General features: G+C 58.0%; 24 protein-coding genes. 13 read left to right on the forward strand and 11 right to left on the reverse strand.

Annotated features, from left to right (window positions below):
- Complete coding sequence (locus WG622_RS05745) at positions 1-297, forward strand: HNH endonuclease family protein (RefSeq protein ID WP_339402721.1); 297 nt, start codon at positions 1-3, stop codon at positions 295-297.
- On the opposite strand, the gene WG622_RS05750 is transcribed toward WG622_RS05745, so the two are convergent.
- Positions 294-905 carry an enoyl-CoA hydratase/isomerase family protein gene (locus WG622_RS05750; RefSeq protein WP_339402722.1) on the reverse strand — a complete coding sequence of 204 codons (612 nt, stop codon included), beginning with the start codon at positions 903-905 and terminating at the stop codon, positions 294-296. The two genes, WG622_RS05745 and WG622_RS05750, sit on opposite strands and share 4 nt — an antisense overlap.
- A complete protein-coding gene (locus tag WG622_RS05755) occupies positions 902-1,651 on the reverse strand; it encodes an SDR family oxidoreductase (protein WP_339402723.1) in 750 nt (249 codons plus the stop codon). Before WG622_RS05755 ends, WG622_RS05750 begins: the two co-directional genes overlap by 4 nt.
- Positions 1,652-1,775: 124 nt before the next feature.
- Here WG622_RS05755 and WG622_RS05760 point away from each other — a divergent pair, with 124 nt between their 5' ends.
- From WG622_RS05760 to lpxK, 5 genes are all read left to right on the forward strand, one after another.
- Complete coding sequence (locus tag WG622_RS05760; RefSeq protein ID WP_339402724.1) at positions 1,776-3,296, forward strand: hypothetical protein; 1,521 nt, start codon at positions 1,776-1,778, stop codon at positions 3,294-3,296.
- Positions 3,297-3,422: 126 nt separating this feature from the next.
- Entirely contained in the window at positions 3,423-4,769 is a 1,347-nt protein-coding gene (locus WG622_RS05765; protein WP_339402725.1) for a TldD/PmbA family protein, read from the forward strand.
- Complete coding sequence (locus WG622_RS05770; RefSeq protein ID WP_339402726.1) at positions 4,756-5,529, forward strand: 3'(2'),5'-bisphosphate nucleotidase CysQ; 774 nt, start codon at positions 4,756-4,758, stop codon at positions 5,527-5,529. Before WG622_RS05765 ends, WG622_RS05770 begins: the two co-directional genes overlap by 14 nt.
- A 62-nt stretch (positions 5,530-5,591) precedes the next feature.
- Positions 5,592-6,809, forward strand: coding sequence for a 3-deoxy-D-manno-octulosonic acid transferase (locus WG622_RS05775; RefSeq protein ID WP_339402727.1), 1,218 nt, complete (start codon positions 5,592-5,594; stop codon positions 6,807-6,809).
- Positions 6,806-7,798 (forward strand): tetraacyldisaccharide 4'-kinase, encoded by a 993-nt coding sequence (gene lpxK, locus WG622_RS05780; protein WP_339402728.1) that lies wholly within the window; start codon positions 6,806-6,808, stop codon positions 7,796-7,798. Before WG622_RS05775 ends, lpxK begins: the two co-directional genes overlap by 4 nt.
- Positions 7,799-7,846: 48 nt before the next feature.
- Here the strand turns inward: lpxK and WG622_RS05785 are convergent, their stop codons facing one another.
- Both WG622_RS05785 and WG622_RS05790 read right to left on the reverse strand, forming a co-directional pair.
- Complete coding sequence (locus WG622_RS05785) at positions 7,847-8,512, reverse strand: DsbA family protein (protein WP_339402729.1); 666 nt, start codon at positions 8,510-8,512, stop codon at positions 7,847-7,849.
- Positions 8,509-9,024 carry a DUF721 domain-containing protein gene (locus WG622_RS05790; protein ID WP_339402730.1) on the reverse strand — a complete coding sequence of 172 codons (516 nt, stop codon included), beginning with the start codon at positions 9,022-9,024 and terminating at the stop codon, positions 8,509-8,511. The genes WG622_RS05785 and WG622_RS05790 overlap by 4 nt, the downstream gene beginning before the upstream one ends.
- An 87-nt stretch (positions 9,025-9,111) precedes the next feature.
- Here WG622_RS05790 and mutY point away from each other — a divergent pair, with 87 nt between their 5' ends.
- From mutY to WG622_RS05805, 3 genes are all read left to right on the forward strand, one after another.
- Positions 9,112-10,164: an A/G-specific adenine glycosylase gene (mutY, locus tag WG622_RS05795; RefSeq protein WP_339402731.1), complete on the forward strand. Its 1,053-nt coding sequence runs from the start codon at positions 9,112-9,114 to the stop codon at positions 10,162-10,164.
- Between the two features lie 66 nt (positions 10,165-10,230).
- Positions 10,231-11,364: an alkane 1-monooxygenase gene (locus tag WG622_RS05800; protein WP_339402732.1), complete on the forward strand. Its 1,134-nt coding sequence runs from the start codon at positions 10,231-10,233 to the stop codon at positions 11,362-11,364.
- Positions 11,365-11,367: 3 nt separating this feature from the next.
- Positions 11,368-11,853: a GNAT family N-acetyltransferase gene (locus WG622_RS05805; RefSeq protein ID WP_339402733.1), complete on the forward strand. Its 486-nt coding sequence runs from the start codon at positions 11,368-11,370 to the stop codon at positions 11,851-11,853.
- 249 nt (positions 11,854-12,102) lie between these two features.
- Here WG622_RS05805 and WG622_RS05810 read toward each other — a convergent pair whose 3' ends face one another.
- From WG622_RS05810 to WG622_RS05820, 3 genes are all read right to left on the reverse strand, one after another.
- On the reverse strand, positions 12,103-13,218 hold the full coding sequence (locus tag WG622_RS05810; protein ID WP_339402734.1) for a site-specific DNA-methyltransferase: 1,116 nt from the start codon (positions 13,216-13,218) through the stop codon (positions 12,103-12,105).
- A gap of 116 nt (positions 13,219-13,334) precedes the next feature.
- Entirely contained in the window at positions 13,335-13,940 is a 606-nt protein-coding gene (gene rnhB / locus WG622_RS05815) for a ribonuclease HII (RefSeq protein WP_339402735.1), read from the reverse strand.
- 122 nt (positions 13,941-14,062) lie between these two features.
- Positions 14,063-14,503 carry a hypothetical protein gene (locus WG622_RS05820; protein ID WP_339402736.1) on the reverse strand — a complete coding sequence of 147 codons (441 nt, stop codon included), beginning with the start codon at positions 14,501-14,503 and terminating at the stop codon, positions 14,063-14,065.
- Between the two features lie 199 nt (positions 14,504-14,702).
- Between WG622_RS05820 and WG622_RS05825 the strand changes: the two genes are divergently transcribed.
- The 3 genes from WG622_RS05825 to WG622_RS05835 are packed head-to-tail and all read left to right on the forward strand — an operon-like array spanning position 14,703 to position 16,542.
- Entirely contained in the window at positions 14,703-14,990 is a 288-nt protein-coding gene (locus WG622_RS05825) for a hypothetical protein (protein ID WP_209358195.1), read from the forward strand.
- Complete coding sequence (locus WG622_RS05830) at positions 14,962-15,666, forward strand: winged helix-turn-helix domain-containing protein (protein ID WP_209357978.1); 705 nt, start codon at positions 14,962-14,964, stop codon at positions 15,664-15,666. Before WG622_RS05825 ends, WG622_RS05830 begins: the two co-directional genes overlap by 29 nt.
- Before the next feature lie 6 nt (positions 15,667-15,672).
- Positions 15,673-16,542, forward strand: a complete 870-nt coding sequence (locus tag WG622_RS05835) for a DMT family transporter (protein ID WP_339402737.1) — start codon at positions 15,673-15,675, stop codon at positions 16,540-16,542.
- Between the two features lie 62 nt (positions 16,543-16,604).
- Here WG622_RS05835 and arfB read toward each other — a convergent pair whose 3' ends face one another.
- The 4 genes from arfB to WG622_RS05855 form a co-directional block, all read right to left on the reverse strand.
- Positions 16,605-17,024, reverse strand: coding sequence for an alternative ribosome rescue aminoacyl-tRNA hydrolase ArfB (gene arfB / locus WG622_RS05840; RefSeq protein ID WP_209357977.1), 420 nt, complete (start codon positions 17,022-17,024; stop codon positions 16,605-16,607).
- A gap of 363 nt (positions 17,025-17,387) precedes the next feature.
- Complete coding sequence (gene mepA, locus WG622_RS05845) at positions 17,388-18,311, reverse strand: penicillin-insensitive murein endopeptidase (protein ID WP_339402738.1); 924 nt, start codon at positions 18,309-18,311, stop codon at positions 17,388-17,390.
- The gene (locus WG622_RS05850) at positions 18,287-19,675 is read right to left on the reverse strand and encodes an MFS transporter (protein WP_339402739.1); all 1,389 of its coding nucleotides are present in this window, start codon (positions 19,673-19,675) and stop codon (positions 18,287-18,289) included. The genes mepA and WG622_RS05850 overlap by 25 nt, the downstream gene beginning before the upstream one ends.
- Positions 19,676-19,733: 58 nt before the next feature.
- Positions 19,734-20,300 carry an acyl-CoA thioesterase gene (locus tag WG622_RS05855; protein WP_339402740.1) on the reverse strand — a complete coding sequence of 189 codons (567 nt, stop codon included), beginning with the start codon at positions 20,298-20,300 and terminating at the stop codon, positions 19,734-19,736.
- A gap of 113 nt (positions 20,301-20,413) precedes the next feature.
- On the opposite strand from WG622_RS05855, the gene WG622_RS05860 reads away from it, so the two are divergent.
- Positions 20,414-20,695: a YggT family protein gene (locus WG622_RS05860; RefSeq protein ID WP_209357973.1), complete on the forward strand. Its 282-nt coding sequence runs from the start codon at positions 20,414-20,416 to the stop codon at positions 20,693-20,695.
- Positions 20,696-20,750: the final 55 nt, after the last annotated feature.

Consider the following 20,750-nt stretch of genomic DNA (forward strand, 5'->3'; position numbering starts at 1 on the left):
ATGGATGACCCGATTTGCCCCCTTTGTGACCGCCCGATCCCGCCTCAGGCCCAGCAAAGCCTGCACCATTTGGTTCCCAAGCTGAAAGGTGGGAAAGGCGGACCCGTGGTCCTGCTGCATCAGATTTGCCACAACGAGATCCACGCGACGCTGAAAGAAGCAGAATTGGCGCGGGACTTCCACACGATAGAGGCGCTCAGGGCCCACCCGAGGCTTGTTAAATTCATCGCATGGGTTTCGAAACGCCCACCCGATTTCCACTCAAAAACACCGGGGAAACGGCGCAACCGCCGCTAGCTGCAAAGGGCTTTGATGTCTGTCGCTAAAGCCGGATCCGCGCTTAAAACATGTTCGGCAAGGTCGCGTGCTGTTGGCAGCAAAACTTCCGCCTCCACGATCCTATCGACCAATCCGAAGTCATAGGCCTCTTGCGCCGTGATCTTCTGCCCACCCATCAGCACCAGTTTTGTGCGCGCTGGGCCGATCAGAGCCGCCATGCGTTTTGGATCAGACGGCTGGGGCAAGAACCCTAGTTTCATCACCGGATAGAAGAACTTTGCATGAGGCACAGCAATCCGCATGTCACAAGCCAAGGCCATCCCCATAGCGCCGCCAGCAAGCGTGCCGTTCAACGCCGCGATTGTCAGGCATGGCAGGTCCGCAATGGCTCCGGAAAGCCGCTCCCAAACGCCATCCGTCGCGAGACCAGCGCGGGCTTCGTCCAGATCCGCCCCGGCTGAAAACACCTTACCTACACCGGTGATCACCAAGGCCCGCGCGTCCTGCGCGGCAAGCGCGATCTCGGTCAGTTCTTCGAGCATGGCTTTCGTCAGGCTATTGGCCTTGTCCGGACGATTGATCGCGACGGTCCAAAAGCCCGCGTCGCCCTTCGATAGATCTATCACGCCAGACCCACCTTAGCGCGAATGTCGTCGTCGCGCAGCGAGACTTCTGCACCAAGAAAGGAGTCCGCCTCAGAACCGCACATCCACAACAGCGTTTTTGCTGGCCAATCCGGAGGAATGTGATCCTCCCAGTCCAACTGACTGACGGGATTGATCCCACTGGCCTTGATATCCCGCTGCATCTGCGTTGCTACTGTGCCCGGAGACAGGCTGATCGCACGAATACCTTTGTCGCGCGCTTCCTTGTCCACCATCCGGGTCAGCATCAAAGCCCCAGCCTTGGACGAACAGTAATGCGACCAGGCCTCGACCGGGCCGTGCGCCGCGCCCGAGCCAATCGTCAAGATCGTCCCACCGCCCTGCTCCAACATGACAGGCATCGCGGCACGCATGCCATGGAAGACGCCCTTCAGATTGACGTCAATGACCTGCCCCCAGGCCTCGGGATCAGCTTCGGACAAGTGCGAAATCGGCTCAATGGCACCGGCATTGTTGATTAGGACGTCAATGCTGCCGAAGGTCGAGACGCAGGCCTTCACGGCAGTCTCCACCTCCCAATAGCGGCTGACGTCGCAGGGAATCGCCAAGGCCTGTTCGCCCAGTTCAGCCGTCAAATCCGCAATCGCGGCCTCGTTGCGCGCGACCAAAGCCACATTCGCGCCGGCTTCGGCAAAGACACGCGCAGCGCTTTCGCCTATTCCTCGGCTAGCGCCTGTAATCAATACGGTTTTTCCCTGCATATCCATGATTTCACCCCTCCTGAACTGCGGCTGGTCGCAGGATAAGCAGCTTGCGTAACAGGGTCCACCCTTGACCCGCTCCCGCCCACATCCGACATTGGGGTTAACGAGTTACTGGAGGGGACGTGTTTTGACCCAATCTTATGTTTCACGCGGCGCGATTGCCGTACTTGCGGCTGCCATCGCGACGCCTAGTTTTGCCGACATTACACCGGACGATGTTTGGGGCAGCTGGCAGAGCTATCTGTCCGGCTTTGATCTGGACATTAAGGCCACTGAAGAACGCTCTGGCGATGATATCTTCATCACGGACCTCACGGTGTCGTTCGAAATCCCCGAAGAAGACGGCACGATCACGCTCATCTTCCCTGACATGGATTTTGTCAGCCGAGGCGACGGCACTGTCGAACTCAAGTATGGCGCGGACATGCAATTCACCGCTTTGCTTGAAGGCGACGGCGGGCCGGACACCAAAGCCAGCATCGATGTGGCACACACGGGTCTGTCGACGATTGCCTCAGGTGATCCAGATGACATCACCTATACATATTCCGCAGCCTCCCTGACCTATTCTGTTGGTGAAGTCCTCGTTGAGGGAGAACCGCTGGAAGCCATCGGTGCCCAGATCGAAGGCGATGTCACCGTGACGGGCATGACCGGTCTGGTGAATATCGCAACGCAGGGCCTGACATCGATTGAGCAAGACGTGCGCTATAACAACGTCTCTTATGACATCCGCTTTGTTGCGCCTGAGGACGAGGGCAGCTTTGTCACCGCGGCAACAATCGAAGATTTGCGCATGCAGTCTGCTTTCTCGATTTCGGAAAACATCGACGTCGAAGATCCTGCATCGATCTTTAACGACGAGCTGAATATCGCGATTGAGATGACCCAAGGGGCATCGGAAACCAGCATGTCGGGCAATGACGGAAATGGTCCGTTCTCATCTCAATCCTCCTCCTCTTCTGGTTCCTTCGGATTGTTGTTCAACAGTGACGTGTTCGAAGCCTCAATGAGCAGCTTTGATGCAAGCTTCAACGTCTTTGGCGAAGAAATTCCGCTGCCGATTTCCGCAGAGATCGGTGAGGCCTCTCTGGCGTTCTCCTTGCCATTGGCCGAGAGTGCCGAGCCGCAAGCGTTCTTTATGGATTTCGCTTTTGTTGATCTGATGGTCCCGGATCTGTTGTGGAACATCTTTGATCCGGGCGCGGCCTTGGATCGTGGTCCGGCCACGGTCAGCCTTGGGCTAGAAGGCACCACCAAACTTATGATGGGTGCGTTTAATCCGGAATTCTTTGAAAACGACGACGTTCCGGGGACATTGGAATCCCTGACCCTGACAGATCTGGAGGTGTCCTTTGCGGGGGCAGAACTGACCGGTGCGGGCGATTTCACTTTTGACAATTCCGATATGGACAGCTTTGACGGCTTCCCACGTCCCGAAGGGGCTGCGGACTTCCGCCTGCTGGGCGGCAATCAGCTTTTGGACAGCCTGATCTCTATGGGCCTTGTCTCTGAAGGCGACGCCATGGGCGCGCGCATGATGATGGGTCTGTTCACCGTGGCGGGTCCGGGTGAGGATGAATTGAACTCACGTCTTGAAGTAAACGGCGAGGGCCATGTTCTGGCGAATGGTCAGCGTCTGCGCTGATTTTCGTGAAAAATCAGGTGGGCCGCCCCGTGTGAGGGCGGCCTTTTTCGTGGCCCCAAGGTGCCTGCCCCTTGAGTCATGTGGCCCCGAGGTCTAACTCAAGAGCAACAGGCGCGGAGAGGCATTATGAGCGAGACACTTCAACAGCTGAGCGAGACGCTACTGGATCTGGCAAAAGCGGCCGGAGCGGATGCCGCGGACGCGATGGCTGTTCGTGGCACGTCCCTGTCAATCGACGTCCGCGGCGGTGCGCTTGAAAACGCGGAACGCTCAGAGGCAACCGATCTTGGCCTGCGCGTCATGATTGGTCAGAAGCAAGCAAATATCTCGACCTCGGACGTGCGCGAAGAAACCCTGCGCACCATGGCTGAACGTGCTGTCGCGATGGCGGCCGAGGCGCCTGACGATCCCTATATCGGACTGGCGGATCCATCAGAGATCGCAACGGATTGGGATATCGACGCGCTAGAGCTCTGCGATCCGACCGGAGAGCCTGACCCGGCGGCGCTTCAGCAAGACGCGGCGGACGCCGAGGCGGCGGCCTTGGCCTATGACGGTATTTCACAGGTGCAATCGGTCTCGGCGGGCTATGGCCGCACCGACGTCCATTTGGCGGCCAGCAACGGGTTTTCCGGCGGCTATGCCCGCAGCGACCGCGCAGTATCCTGCGTGGCCATCGCTGGCACGGGCGCCGAGATGGAACGCGACTACGACTATGACTCGCGCATCTTTCAATCCGACCTAGCTGACCCGCGCAGCATCGGCGCAAGCGCTGCCGAACGCGCCCTGTCGCGCCGCAACCCGAAACGCCCACCGACGGGTGCCTATCCGGTCATTTTTGATGAACGGGTTTCTGGCTCGCTCATTCGCCATTTGATGAGCGCGATCAACGGAGCCGCCATTGCGCGGGGCAGTTCCTGGCTGTTGAATGATCTCGGAGCCGAGGTCCTACCAACACACCTGTCGCTGATCGAAGATCCGCATCGTGCGCGCACTGCGCGTTCTCGTCCCTTTGACGCCGAAGGCCTGCCGACGCGCCAACGCACCATTGTCGACAACGGTGTGCTCACTGGCTGGACTCTGGATCTGGCAAACGCGCGCAAAATGGGCATGCAAAGCACCGCGAGCGCGGCACGCGGCGTGTCGGGACCACCGTCTCCGACATCGTGGAACCTGGCCCTGACCCAAGGCGCGCAAAGCCGGGAAGAAATGATTAAGGAGATGGGCACGGGGCTTCTTGTGACCTCGATGATTGGCTCCACGATCAATCCGAACACAGGTGATTATTCACGTGGGGCGACAGGTTTCTGGGTTGAGAACGGAGAGATCGTCAATCCCGTCAACGAATGCACCATTGCAGGCAACCTCAAAGACATGCTGAAAACTCTGACGCCCGCCAATGACGCGCGGCGTCATCTGTCCAGCGTTGTCCCCAGCCTGCGTGTCGAAGGCCTGACCCTTGCCGGAAACTGATCTCGACCTTCTGATCGCCGCTGCCAAGGAATCCGGCCGCATTGCGACGGGCTTTCATGGCTCGTCCTATGAGACATGGGACAAAGAGGACGGCGCAGGGCCGGTGACGGCTGCCGATCTGGCGGTGAACCGGATGCTTGAGGTCGAGTTGCGCGAGGCGCGGCCTGACTATGGCTGGCTGTCCGAGGAATCCGCGCCCAAAGCGGATCGCCAAAAGGCCGAGCGGATCTTTATAATCGACCCGATTGATGGCACGCGCAGCTTTATCGAAGGCTCTGACACCTGGGCCCATTCGCTGGCCATCGCCGAGCACGGCCAGATCACCGCAGGCGTGGTCTATTTGCCAAAACGCGGTCTGATGTATGCGGCAGCCAAGGGCAAAGGCGCTTTCCTAAACGGTACTCCGATCACGCCAAGCACGCGCGACACCCTGACCGGCGCGAATATTCTGGCGACACGGCCCAGCTTTGAACCCCGCCATTGGACCCGCGTGCCTGATGTGACACGCAACCATCGCCCCTCGCTTGCCTATCGGCTCGCTTTGGTGGCTCAGGGCCGGTTTGACGCGATGCTAACGCTGCGGGCCACGTGGGAATGGGACATCGCAGCGGGTGTTTTGATCCTTGAAGAAGCGGGCGCTTTGACCAGCGACAAACACGGAGAGCCCCTCCGGTTCAACAATCCAGACCCACGTCTGCCCGGCATGATCGGAGCGAACGCGTCCTTGCATGCGCAAATCCGCGACGCTCTGGCGACCTGAACTTGTGGGACGCCGCATGACGGCATAGTCTTTGGCAAAACTTCTCTGGGCAGTCTCCTCACATGGCCAAACCGCTTTCCTTGACGACCTATCTGGCGCTGGCCCGCCGAGAGAGGAAAATCCCGCTGGACCTGTCCCAAAAGCGGCCCGCAGGGTATTTGATTTGGCTGCATTGCAACGATGTGTCTCGCGCAACCGCGCTGGTGGATCTGGGGCAACGCCTGGCCGCGCAAATTGAAGCGCAGTTGCTATTGACGATCCCACACGGAGCTGACTGCCCCGGCGGACTAGAAGAGATTGCGATCTGCACATCCGCGCCGTCCGAACATCCAAGCGATATTCAGGCGTTTCTGAACCATTGGGCCCCGGATTGTGCCATCTGGATGGGTCATGAACTGCGGGCCGGGCTTATTCAGGCGACCCATGACACGGGCGCTCCGATGTTTTTGATTGATGGCGATGACCCAATCCTGACGCTGCGGGCCTCGCGTTGGCTTCCCTCCCCAACCCGCGCTGTTTTGCAGATGTTCAACCATATTTTCGCCCGCGAGGACGCGGCGGCCAAACGCATTTCGCGGCTGGTGCGCGGGGTGACTCCTGTGACGGTCACAGGCACTTTGATCGAAGAAAATCCCGTGCTTCCCTGCAACGCGGACGATCTGGAGGCCCTTAGTGAGACCCTCATTGCCCGCCCCTGCTGGCTTGCGGCACGGGTGCAACCAGACGAACTGCCCCTGATCCTTGATGCACAACGCAGCATCAGCCGCCTGTCTCCGCGCATGCTGATGATCCTTGTGCCGGATCACGCAAAGGATGCGCAAGGCTTTCTGACGCAAGCCAAAGACATGGGCTTGCATGTGGCCCAATGGGACGACGGAGAGTTTCCCAGCGAAAAGACCGACATCCTTTTGGCCGAAAACCCCAAAGAATTGGGACTCTTCTATCGCATCGCCCCGATCACCTTTGTCGGGTCATCCCTGAAGCCAGGCCACGGCGGGAGAGACCCATTTGATGCGGCGGCATTGGGCTCGGCTGTGCTCTATGGGCCGAGCGTACATAATCACCTCAATGCCTACACGCGGCTTGCAAATGCACATGCTGCGAAAGTCGTACAAAATGCCCCGGCGCTCGTGCGCGCCCTTGAAGAGTTGATGGCACCCGATAAGGTCGCAATGATGGTGCATGCTGGATGGGATACAGTGTCGCAAGGCGCGGGGGTGATCAATCAGATCGTCTCTGATATCAGCACGGCAATCGAACAGGCGGAGAGCCAAACATGAGGCCGCCAGCATTCTGGAACCTAGAGCCCGGGCGCTTTAACCTGGGTCGCGTCGCCTTCAGCCCGCTTGGATGGCTCTATGGCAGCGTGACGGCACGGCGTGTAGCGCAGCCTGCGACATATACCGCAGAAGTTCCTGTTCTGTGCATTGGCAACCTGAATGCAGGCGGAACGGGCAAAACGCCCACAGCGATCGCTCTTATTCAATACCTGCAGTCCAAGGGGCTGACCCCGCATGTCATTTCACGCGGTTATGGCGGTTCAGCCAAAGACCTGACGCGGGTAGATGAACGAAAACATTCCGCGCGCGAAGTCGGGGATGAACCCATGCTGCTTGCCGCATTCGCACCGACGTGGGTCTGCGCGGATCGCACCAAGGCCGCGCGGGCGGCGCAAGAAGCAGGCGCCGACCTGATCCTGATGGACGACGGGTTTCAGAATCCCAGCCTACATAAGGATGCCAGCATCATCGTCGCAGATGCCCAGCGCGGGTTTGGCAACGGCTCTTGCATCCCGGCTGGCCCTTTGCGCGAACCTGTCGGTGCGGGTCTTGCGCGAGGCGACCTGCTTTTGACAATCGGAAACGCCGCTGCGCAAACGCGATTTGATACGTTTTGGGGTGGAGTGGTGAAATTGTCCCATGCCCGCGCGGAACTTGTGCCTTTGCAGACCGGAATGGACTGGACCGCGACGCCGTTCTTGGCCTTTGCAGGCATTGGGTATCCCGAGAAGTTCTTCGCAACGCTACGCGCGCAAGGGGCAACGGTTCTTGAAACCCACGCTTTGGACGACCACCAACCTCTGACAACCGCGCTTTTGCAACGGATGGAAGCAGATGCTGCGCGGCTGGGGGCTCAATTGGTGACAACCGAAAAAGACGCGGTACGCCTGCCCACCGCGTACAGGCGCAAGGTCCTGACCCTTCCGGTTCGGCTAGAGGTCAAAGACTGGAAAGAGATCGACGCCCTGCTGAACAGGCTCCTTAAATGAAAACGCCCGGGACTGGCCCGGGCGCATGACTTTGAATTGCTCAGATGCTTACAGCATACCGTCCAGCAATTCTTTCATCTCGGCATAGCTCATGTTGCCGTATTTCGTGCCATTGATCACGAAAGACGGTGTCGAGTTGATATCATCCCGCGCCGCGTTGGTCTGGAACCACTCGACCAAAGTCTGCGCGCTTTCTTCGTTCTGCAGGCAGGCGTTCAGTTCGTCGTCGTTCAGACCTGCGATGCGACCGATCTTGCGCAACTCATCCGCAATTGCGACCGGTTCACCGGCGCGGGTCCACTCTGCCTGGGTTTTGAACATGAGATCCGTGATGCCAAAGAAGCGTTCCTGACCACCACACCGCGCAATCATGGACGCCCAAAGACCAAAGCGATCAAAATAAACCTCGCGGAAAACAAATTTCACTTTGCCCGTGTCGATATAATCCGCCTTCAGCTGCGGATAGGTGTTCTGGTGGAAAGACCCACAATGTGGGCAGGTGTAAGACGCATATTCGATCATCGTGATCGGCGCATTTGCATCGCCGAGCACCATGTCAGGAATGGCCGATGCTGCCGCGTCGGCGTTTTCAGGCTCGGAAGGGGTTTCGATCTGCGTGACCTCCACCTCAGTCACATTGCCCTGCATCAGGAAATACGCCCCAGCGGCGATAATCGCGGCGACAACAATCGCCAGAGGAATCATACGGTTCATTCAGATCTACCTTTGAATTTTTCTTTGGATAGGACGTTACCCGCCAGACGTTCAAGCGCCTTTCGCAGGTCTTGATCCCCAACAGGTGCGGCCATGGCCTGAGCCTCTTTTGCGGCCTCGGGATCGATGGTTTTTTCAGCAGGTTTTGGGGCGGCGGCAAACTGCGCCTGCCCTTCAGCAAAGCCTATAGGCGCGGTTTGCGTGATATGCAGCTTCGTGATGGCATTATAGCCGTATGCCGCATTCACCTTCTCGCGCAGTTTTTCCTTTTGCATTTCCAGCATCGGGGCCTGCGCGCCGGTGGTCAGCACGGTCAGAGTGGCTCCGAACCCTTGGCGGCCGTATTTGACATCCACGGGCTTACAGATCGCAGCCATATCCTGCCCGACGATCTCGGCCCAATGGGTCAACACACGAGTCACGGCAAACCCACGCGTCTCGCCCGCCTTGCGGATCCGGTCCCGCAAAAGCGATGAGGTACGTTGAAAGCCTTTTCGAGACCGCCTCTGCATGAGACCCCTTGCATGTTTCTTGCTGGCGCTATCTTAGTGCCACGGGCCAGATAGGCCAGCGCCAGCAGCATACTGAGGGAATAACAGTTGCGTGACCAGCCAAAAGCCGCGGACCTCTTGGAATGGTACGACCGGCACGCCCGCAAAATGCCTTGGCGCGTGGGGCCTGCGGAGCGTCAGTCGGGCATCATGCCAGATCCTTACCGAATCTGGATGTCTGAGATAATGCTGCAGCAGACCACCGTTGCCGCGGTCAAAGACTATTTCCTGCGCTTCACAGAGCGCTGGCCCACAGTCACAGACCTTGCCAACGCCCGCGACGAAGACGTGATGGGCGAATGGGCCGGTCTTGGATACTACGCCCGCGCCAGAAACCTGCTGAAATGCGCGCGCGTTGTGGCGCATGAACTGGATGGGGTTTTTCCTGACACAGAGACAGGCTTACGCGACCTCCCCGGCATCGGCCCCTATACCGCCGCCGCTGTCGCCTCGATTGCTTTTGATCGCAAGGCCACAGTCGTAGACGGCAACGTCGAGCGCGTCATGGCGCGGATCTACGATCACCACACGCCGTTGCCCGCCGCCAAACCTGCGCTGACAGAATTCGCCGACGCTCTGACGCCAGATCAGCGCCCCGGAGATTATGCCCAAGCCGTCATGGACCTTGGCGCGACCATCTGCACACCAAAGAACCCCGCTTGCGGAATTTGCCCGTGGCGCAGCGCCTGCCGCGCCCGCATCCAAGGCACAGCGTCTGAGCTGCCCAAAAAGACACCTAAGAAACCCAAACCGATCCGCCTAGGAACCGTCTATATCGCCCGCCGTGTCGACGGAGCCTACCTATTGGAACGCCGCCCAGACCAAGGACTGTTAGGCGGCATGCTCGGCTGGCCCGGATCTGACTGGGCCGAAACCGCAGTGCCAGATCACCAACTCCCTATCCGCGCGGAATGGAAAGAGCTTCCGACCGAAGCCCGCCATACTTTCACACATTTCCACCTACGCCTGACCGTCAAAACCGCGCTGGTTCCGATGGATCGCAAACCCAAACAGGGCGATTTTATCGAGCTGGCCGATTTCCGCCCCTCAGACCTCCCAACCGTGTTCCGCAAAGCCTTTTACCTAACGAAAGACCTCTGAAACGTTGCCACGGGGCACGGGCCTCGCCATAGTTGCCCCAACCCGCATCAACGAGAGATCACCCCCATGATCCCCAAGGCGCAGCTGAGCAAACTCCAAAGCGCACTCCCTTTCTGGTCGTCACTTATTCTGGTGCCCTTGGCGTGGATGGGCGCGATCAAAGGCGGCTGGTGGCTGATCGCTGTGCCTGTGGCCACGTGGTATCTCTTTGCGCTCTTGGATGCTTTCACCGGGCTTTATCTGGAAAACGCGGACCCGCAGACCGAAGACAGCACGATCTTTTGGTACCGCCTGATCACAATCCTCTGGCCCTTTCTACAGGCCGGAACGCTCTTTGGGCTTCTGGCATACGTGGGTTCAACGGATCATCTAGGCACATGGGAACTCATCGGCCTCTTCTTTGGCGTTGGCGTTCTGACCGGGACCGTTGGGATCAACTATTCCCATGAACTCATGCACCAAAAGCCCGCATGGGAGCGCTGGCTCGGCGATATTCTCCTCGCGATGGTGCTCTATTCGCATTTCCGCTCTGAGCACCTTTTGGTGCATCACCGCTACGTCGCCACCCCGCGCGATCCGGTGACAGCGCGCTACAACCAAGGCTTCCACCGCGTCTTTCCCCGCGTGATCTGGACCACGCTTCGCTCTGCATGGGGTGCTGAAAAAGCCATGCTCGAACGCAAGAAAAGGCCCGTTTGGACATTCGGGAACCCCTTCTGGCGCTATTTCATCCTGCAAGCCCTCGCCCTAGCGCTCGCCTTCTGGCTCGCAGGCTGGCTCGGAGTCGCCTTGTTCCTCTGGCAGGCCTGGATCGCGATCTGGCAATTGGAGCTCGTGAACTACATCGAACACTATGGCCTCACGCGCGAACACCTAGGCGATGGCAAATACGAACACGTCAAACCCCGCCATAGCTGGAACGCAGCGCATAAGGCCTCGAACTGGCTGCTGATCAACCTGCAGCGCCACTCGGACCACCACTACAAACCCGACCGCCGCTTCCCGCTTTTGCAAAACTACACCGAGGACGAAGCACCCCAACTGCCCTATGGCTATCCGATCATGACAATGGTCGCGATGATGCCACCCATCTGGCGGCGCGTGATGAACCCGCGCGTTCGGGCTTGGCGCAAACAGTTCTACCCCGAGATTGAAGACTGGACCGCCTACAACAAAGCGCAAACGCCCATGCCGAGATAGACGATGTCGCAATCGAAACTATCCCATGTCGCATTGGCCCAACCGAGTGACATTGCTGCCTTGGAGCCACTGTTTCAAGCTCTCTACGCGCATGAAACGCCAAACGCCGCGGCACCAGATGACGCCACATGTGCGCGGCACATCAAGCGTTTGCTTGATGAAGAGACGCCTCATGACCTCATCATTGCCTGGGGAACTGACGGGCGCTCGCTCGGTCTCGTCGCCGTCGCACGCGTCACTTCGATTAGCGACCCACGCCCGGATAACTGGACGCAAATCGATCTAAAAGAGCTTTTCGTCCTCCCAGAGGCGCGTGGTCAGAACATCGGGCGGGCTCTGATGGAGTGGGTTCAAGCCTATGCCAACCGAACAGGTGCCTGCCGCATAGATTGGCACGTGAAATCCGACAACGCAGACGGCATCCGCTTCTATGAAAGATTTGGGGCCAAGGTCGTCCATGGTCGGCTCAGCATGCGCAAAATGCTCTAGGCTTCCATCTCTTTTCATCTTGATCAAAATACTCTGGGGTGAGACCCGTCCAGCAAAAGCTCGAGGAGCTTTTGAGGGTCGAACGGGCGGAGCCCAGGCCGCAGGCCAAGGGGGCAAAGCCCCGACCCGCATAAAAAAGCCCCGCCAAAAGGCGGGGCGAAGTCGTCCGTGCCGCAGGCCTGATGGCCTTTGGACACTGGCGGTACATTCTTTTCCGATGTGTACCCACCGGATCTTGAGTGGGCTGGACTACATCTCAGCCCGGATCTGTTGACGTAGGTTGTCGATGGGCACCTTCTTGCCCTCGGACTTATAGGCCCAATAGGTCCAGCCATTGCAGCTCGGCGCGCCTTCAAAGGCCGCACCCACCTGGTGGATCGAGCCCTTGTTGTCCTTGCTGCCAACCAGCGTCCCATCGGCGCGCACTTTGGCAGTGTGACGCCCGTTCAGGGAATATAGCTCTTCGCCCGGACGCAGCATGCCGCGTTCAACCAGTTGGCCAAATGGCACGCGCGGTTGTGCACGTTTGCTTTGGCTGACTTCCAGCGCTTCATTGTCGAGCTTGCGCACATTCTTGATGCGCTTGGTGGCGACCTTGCGATAGGTCTCTTCGCGCTCGATGCCGATGAAATTCCGGCCGAGCATCTTAGCAACCGCGCCGGTCGTGCCTGTGCCAAAGAACGGATCCAGCACCACGTCGCCGGGATTGGTCGTGCCAATCAGCACTCGGTGCAGCAGGCTCTCAGGTTTTTGCGTCGGATGCGCCTTGTCGCCGTTTTCGTCTTTCAAACGCTCGTGGCCCGTGCAAATCGGCAGCACCCAGTCAGAACGCATCTGCACGCCTTCGTTCAGCGCTTTCAGAGCTTCGTAGTTGAAGGTCGGCTTCGCGCTTTCGGATTTCGATGCCCAGATCAGCGTCTCATGCGCGTTGGTCAGACGTTTGCCACGGAAGTTCGGCATCGGGTTGGACTTGCGCCAAACCACGTCGTTCAAGATCCAAAAGCCCTGGTTCTGCAGCTCAGCGCCCATGCGGAAGACGTTGTGGTAGGAACCGATCACCCAGATCGCGCCATTTGGCTTGAGTATCCGGCGGGCAGCAGACAGCCAGTCGCGGGTAAACCGATCATAGACCGCAAAGCTGTCAAACTGGTCCCAGTGATCATCTACCGCATCCACTTTGGAATTGTCCGGACGGTGCAATTCACCCTTCAACTGCAAATTATAGGGCGGGTCTGCGAAGATCAGATCAACAGAGTTTTCAGGTAGACTGTTCATCACTTCGATGCAGTCGCCAGATTGGATCGTGTTCAACACAGCATCCAACGAGGGCGCAGGAGCGCCCTTTTTCACGGGTTTATTCGTCATGTCTTGCCTCAATATAACCGGCGCTTTTGCGCTCTTTGGTTATCCACAGGATGAGTCATGACGAGTCCCGCGTCAATTTCTTTTTTGAATCAGCGGGTTAGGTTTTTTGCTTGCCACTATATGTTGTGTACAGGCTTAAAAGAACGCCTATGATGTGGGGTTATCCCCAGGCTGACGAGCGCAGATTTGTGCTCTTTGGTGGGATATCCCATGTTTCTTTCCCAGCCATATCCGGGGAACTGTTGCGCCAAAGACTCCATCAATCGGTCGCGCCTTATTTTCGCCACAATTGAAGCCGCTGAAATTGAAACACTTTTTGTGTCGCCTTTGACCACGCCCTCGGCCCGAATATTCAGCCCGCGCGGGATCATTTTGCCATCCACCAGCACATAATCAGGCCGCCCTGACAGGTTCTGAGCCGCACGCACCATCGCCAGATGACTGGCCCTTAGGATGTTGATCTCGTCAATTTCTGCGACCGAGGCCTCGCCAAACCCCACATCTGCGACCTCGAGGATTTGATCATAAAGCGCCTCGCGGCGTTTTTTGCCGAGTTTCTTTGAATCGTTCAGTCCCTCGGGAATACGATCAGGGTGCAGGATCACGGCGGCAGCCATGACCGGCCCGGCCAAAGGCCCGCGCCCGACCTCGTCCACACCCGCCACGACAGTTGCGCCGCGCAGGATGGCCAGTTCTTCGAGATGGTAGTCCGGTAAACTCATGGTCCTCTTGAAAGCCAATCCATCCCCCAAGCGCAACAAAAAACCGGCGCCGAGGGGCGCCGGTTTTCATCGGGGGCATTGCTATTGGGGATGCAAGGGACCGCCCCCGAGTGCTCGATATCTTATTTGCTGCTGACGATGTAGTAGCCTTCGTTGCGCAGGCAGGGGATGGAGTAGCCGCGCTTGGTGCCTTTGGTGGTGGCCAGACGCACTTTGCAGTGACGTGGCAGGCTGTCAGCATAGCGGTAGTGTTTCTGCAGACATTTCTGACCAAAGACCTTTACCTTGCCGTCGTATGTGTTGTGGCGACGTACACAGGCAGCGGTCAGCGCATAGCGGCGTGGTTTATGCACGCGTGGTGGCTTTGGGTTGGTCGGGGTCACTGCAACGGGCTGACGATGGCGGTTGTTGTCGGAAATCGCTTTGCCGATGATCACCAGCGCGGTTGCGCCAACCAGGAATTTCGCGAGATCGTCATTTGCCTTTGCAGGCGCTGCAGAGAAAGAGAGGGAGGTTGCAGCGATGGCGGCGATCATGATGGAAGAGATAAACTTACGGGACATAAGGGTTTCCTTTCGAGGGTCTTGTTGCGTGTCGTGTTCAAACTGAGTGGCCGCGTTCAGCAGAAGGTTGCGACCTGATGAGCCGACACTGGCCCGACCCCCGAAAGTCAGGCAATAACACCACAATGATATCGGATAACACGCGTGAATCGCGGCGTTGATATTGAATAACCAAGCTACTTCACCCAATGTCTTAGCCATGAAAACCACAGCTCTCATATGTCTGACGGCCGCCACACTGGCCTTGTCCTCCCCCGCCCATGCGGCGTGTTTTGCCGACTATAAAGCCAAGCAGGACAACCCGCTGAAGCTCCATTATGGGGTGGCCGAAGTGCGCGGCGACTGCACGAAAGCGAATGCTACTCAAGAATTGAGGCTTCGTTTGACACAGGGCGGTTGGGTTTTGCTTAATGTTCTGTCAGTCTTTGACTCATCCGGACTTCAGGAGAGACAAAGCGATGCAGGACAGTTCTATCTCCGCTATTGAATCGCGCCAGATCGGCGGGCGCGTCGTCACCTTTGGGATTATCGCGATTGTGGTGATTCTTGCGGGGGCCGGCGCGGTTTTGCTTTTGACGCTGCCGGACGCCAACGCGTTTAACATGCGGGTCGAACGGCTGTTTGTCGAAAACGATGATCTGACCAAACAGGCGGAGCTAAAGCTGCTGGAGATCCTCGCGCAATCCGGCACAGCCTTTGCCGCGATTCTGTCCAGCTATCGTATGGTGATCTTTGTCCTGCTGATTTTTGCCACAGGCATGATGATCGCAGCACTTGTGTTCCTTGTGATGTTGATTGCCATGAACCGGCGCATGGCTCAGATCGAGAAGTCCGGCATTCAGGTGAATTCTTTGCTGATCAGCCGCGACGAAAAGAAGGTCTATTTGAACAATATGGGCTTCAAACTGACAGACGCTGCACTGGAAACCCTTTCGATTCTGGCCGAGGCGCGGATGGATGACGATGTGCTGTCTGGCATCGAACTCGAGGCGATCATATCAGGCAAACCCCAGGCCGATTGCGAAGAAGCGGCAGGGGCTACACGCATCAAACGTCTGCGCGACGCTTTGGGCAATCAGATGGTCAGCGAGCTTTTGGTCAAAAACATCGCGCGGCGCGGCTATATGCTGGGCATCGATAAATCGGTGATCAAGGTTCTCTAAATCAATATGATTGCTCAACGCGCCAACCTGATCGGCAGCATCTGGATGATCGCGGCCATGGCTCTCTTTGCCATTGAGGATGCTTTGCTGAAAGCGGCGGCCTCCACCCTGCCCGTCAGCCAGGTCCTCGTCCTGTTCGGAGCCGGCGGCGCGTTCATCTTCGCAGCCCTGGCCCGTCGGCAAGGTACGCCTCTCGTCCCCAAAGAGGTCACCTCGCGACCGATGCTGATCCGCGCAGTCTTTGAGGTGTTTGGGCGGTTGTTCTATACGCTTGCTTTCGTGCTCACGCCTTTGTCGTCGACCACAGTGATCCTGCAAGCCACACCGCTCGTCGTCGTCGGCGCAGCGGCGACGCTCTTTGGCGAGACCGTCGGCTGGCGTCGTTGGGGTGCGATCTTTCTGGGACTTGCTGGTGTCATCATCATCATCCAACCCGGCAGCGAGAGTTTTACGCCGCTTTCCATCCTCGCGGTCCTCGGTATGCTCGGCTTTGCGGGCCGAGACCTCGCCAGCCGCGCAGCCCCTGCCTCGCTCAGCACCAATATCCTCGGGCTCTACGGTTTCTTTGCCTTGATCGCCGCCGGTACCCTATTTGCCGTCTATGAGAACACACCATTTGTCGAAGTCGGATTAGAAACCGGCCTGCTCATGGCCGCCGCCTGCGGCGTCGGCGTCATCGCTTATACAGCTCTGATGCGTGCCATGCGGACCGGTGAGGTTTCGGCTGTGACGCCGTTTCGGTATTCGCGACTGTTGTTTGGTCTCGCCCTCGGCATCTTCGTCTTTGGCGAAAGCCTGACCGCGCCAATGATCTGGGGGTCGCTGATGATCGTCGCCTCAGGCCTGTTCATTTTGTGGCGCGGGCAGAAGACTTAAAGCTCATTCTCTTGCCGAAATATCCTGGGGGAATTGGGCGCTAGCCCAAGGGGGCAAAGCCCCTACTCGTCGCCAACCTTACCGCGCAGGGCTTTCACCTCTCCGCGTACCTTTTTGGCCTTCAGCCGCCGTTGTTGCGACCCATAGGTCGGCTTAGTCTTGATCCGACGTTTCGGCGCAACCAGCGCCTTTTCGATCAAAGCCGCCAACCTCTCGCGCACGATCTCGCGATTGCGCACCTGCGAGCGGGTTTCGTCACATTGCAGGATCAACGCGCCGTCCTTGGTCCAGCGCCGCCCCGCCAAGCGCTTCAACCGCGCCTTCACCTGCGGCGGCAAGTTCGGAGACCGCGCAGCCTCAAACCGCAACTCAACAGCCGAGGAGACTTTGTTCACATTCTGACCACCCGGCCCCGAGGCCCGAATGAACTGTTCGGTGATTTCCCAGTCCTCAATTGTGATATCGTCTGTGACGCGCAACATGACGCTATTTTGGGGCCTTTCGCAAAAGATGGAAACCGGCAAACGAAAAGGGCTTCTCCCCGCGTGGAAAAGCCCTTCGAGATGTAGGGAGGTGCGCCGGTTAGGCAGCGACCAATCCGACTATTGTTCAGCCAAGGGCTGCCTTAGCTGCACTCCTTCCGGACTGTTCCGACACCGTTCTCCATAGCTTCTCTAGACAATGGGCACCTCCTTTCAGATTGTTTCGCGTATCTTCAGCGTGCCACAGAAATCTTAGATGTCAAAACAAAATAATGTGGCGTTACGGATTTTTCACACAGGATAAAGGGTGTTAACCAAAAGTTACGCTTTCTTGGGCAAAGTGCTGCGCAAAGCGTAAATGGCTTAGTTGGACTGCAACACACCCACACATTGGTTTGGCAAATCTGCCAGGACCAATTCCTTGCGCGGCTTTGGTTTTGACGCATTCGGATCCGGTGGCGGCGGGTTCAAAATATCCGCGACCCAATCGCGCGCATCCTGACAACCATCGCCTCTTGGCGGGTCATCCTGTTCAACGCAACCGGGCGAGCCTTCCGGGCAATTCAGCCGCACATGGAAATGATAGTGATGCCCCCACCACGGGCGCACCTTGTGCAGCCAGGTCTTGTCGCCGTTTTCGTCATCGCACATTCGCACCTTGGCTCCCGGAAATACAAAGATCCGCGCCGTGCGAGGATCTTGTGCGGCGGCTTTGATGATCTCGTGGTGCGCGCGGCTCCAGCCTTCGTTGACATAGGCGCCTGCTGCGCGACGCATTGAGAACGACGAAATACTCTCGCGCGATTTGGCAGGCAGCTGCAAATTCACCGCTGGCCGCATCCAGATATCAACATCCAGCCCCATCTGATGACTGCGATGCCCTGAGAGCATAGGCCCTCCACGCGGCTGGCTCATATCGCCCACATAAAGCCCGTTCCAACCCGGCTGCCGTGCGGCCACGCGCGACAGATCCTGTACGTAGTCCACCAGAACCGGATGCCCCCAGTTTCGATTGCGCGACAGACGCATGGCCTGCCATGTGGGTCCGGTTTCCGCCAATTCCACACCACCCGCAAGGCACCCTTTGGCATAGCTGCCAAAGGCCTCGGGCGCTTGGGCTGACCCGACCGGTTTTTTACCAAAGATATGTTTCGCGAGCTTGTCGCGCCACTCAAGCGGCACGGTGTAGGCGCGCGCGGCGGGCTCCGCCACGCTGTCACTCTCGTTACCCGATCCGCATCCAACCAATGCGGCACATAAAACTAGGCCTTTGAGGAGCCGTCCCATTCTGCTCGATCCCCATCCGGTTTCACCCAGCGTAGCAGGATCAGAGCAATAATGAAGAGAACAATCACAGGCGATAGGCCAAGACGTGCCGAGGAGGTCATGTAGGTGACCATGCCGATCAAGGCCGGCGCAAGGAAAGCCGTCGCTTTGCCAGAGAGCGCATAAAGACCAAAGGCTTCGGTCGGGCGCTCGGGATTGGCGTGTCGCACCATCATCGTGCGCGAGGCCCCTTGGACTGCGCCGCCAGAGGCTCCGATGATGGCGCCAAGGACCATGAGGGTCAGATCAGGCAGGCCAGACCCTTCGGCCAGAGGGATCCCGTAGAAGCTTTCACGCGACATGCCGACAATGACGACGCAGACGATGATCAGCATCCAGATATTGAACAGGATCACCGGTTTTGGGCCAAAGCGCTTGTCACAAAGACCACCGATATAGGTGAACACTGCCGCCGAGATTGCTGCCAGGATACCAAAGACGCCAAGCAGGGTGATCGACCAATCCAAGACCAGTACCGCATAGACTCCACCGAACCCGTAAAGCGCGTTCAGCGCATCGCGATAGAACATTGAAGACGCGAGGTAGGACGCAAGGCTTGGGCGCTTCGCGACGTTTTTCACCGACTGCATCAACCCACTCAGAGCCGCGCCGATCCCAGCCGAGGATTTCGCAGCTGGCGCCTCTTTCACCCAGGCAAAGAAGGGGATCATAAAGACCACATACCAGATCGCAGTGAACGGTCCGACGGCGCGCGTACCCTCGCGTTCAGATGCGTCCAAGCCCAATACAGGATCCAATCCAATCAAGGTTTTGCCATTGTCACCTTCAGCAAACAGCAGCAGCATAATCAACAACGCAACAACGCCGCCCGCATAGCCCAACGCAAAGCCGCTTCCAGAGACCTTACCGACCTCTTCATCGGGTCCCAGAGACGTCAGCATCGAGTTGATAAAGACCAGCGCATATTCCGCCGCCATCATGCCAATGCCAAAGGCCACCAGCGTGATCATCATGTTGGAGCCATCCGGCAGCATCCACCAAAGGGCGTAGGTCGACACTACATAAAAGACCGAGAAGATATACATCCAACGGATGCGGGACCCCGACTGGTCCGCAATCGCGCCCAAAACAGGCGCCGTGACCGCAATCGCCAAGCCGACATAGGCCAGCATCGCCGACCAGACCGCCTGCGCTTGGGCGTCGGCCAAAGTCTCTTCCATACCGCCGGACATATAAAATTCCGTGGCAACCGCCGCGAAATAGGGGCCGAAGATAAAGGTCAACAACAGCGTGTAGAACGGCTGAGATGCCCAGTCGAACATCATCCAGCCCCAGACGCGGCGTTTTAAGCTAATTTCTGTCATACCCAGTCCCCCTGTTGCAGGGACTGTCTCGAAAAAACGTTGCTAGCGCAACCGTTTCCTAGGCTGCCGCGAGGTTATCGCCTTTAGGCGTATCGCTCATCGGGGGCCAGGGGCGCATGTCTTCGGCCTTAGACCATTGCTGGATCCATTCCGGCAATGCGGGTTGCTCAATTCCGCGATCCAAGGCCGCGACAAGTTTGCCCGGAGGCACAAGACCCTGGCGGCTGGTCATGGCCGCACGCAGCACCGCGTGAAAGGCGCATTCGCCGTCGCTTTTGTAGGCGGCTTGCTCATAGTAGAAGAACTTGTCGTCCCATCCGGCGATCCGCGTGCGCAGCTCTAGGCGGTGAAACATCTGCACCCGACGGCGATAGCGCACGGTGCTGCCGGCAACGGCCATGCCCCATTTGTTGGCTTTCATCGTCTCCATCACGTCCATCCGCGCGGTCCAGCCAATGCGGCCAAGGTCGAAAAACGTGAGCGCTCGACCGTTGTTCAACTCGTTCCAGGGGTCCAAATCCCAAGGCCAGCAGATCGTATGAGACACATGGGTGTCCTGCCACCGGATCTTGGGCTGACGGCTGGCTGAACGGAAATGGGTAACGAGACGAATCCACGGGTACATTGGAAAACTCCTTTCCGCCCATGTGGGCGTGAATGACCCTAGGGTCAACGCATCTTGCGCATTGACGTTGCGGAGCCTAAGTGTGTGAGACGACAAAGAAGGAAGTTTGACAAATGATGGCGATCTACGGGCCTCTGCGGCTTATTCTGGATGTGGTGTTCTTTATTATGATCGTCCACATCATCATGAGCTGGCTGATCAACTTCAATGTCCTGAATCTGGGCCAACAGTTCGTGGCGCAGCTTTGGTATGGCCTGAACCGTCTGCTCGAGCCGATCTATACGCCGATCCGCAATTTCCTGCCCAATACCAACCCGCTGGATCTGGCGCCGCTGGTGGCGTTCATCATCGTGATCTCTCTGCGGGACTATATTCTGCCGGCGATCTTACTTTAGCGGGCTGATTTTGGGCGCAGAGCCCTTGCCGCGTTAACCACGATGTGATTCATTT

It is taken from the genome of Cognatishimia coralii (assembly GCF_037478305.1).
GTDB lineage: Bacteria > Pseudomonadota > Alphaproteobacteria > Rhodobacterales > Rhodobacteraceae > Cognatishimia > Cognatishimia coralii.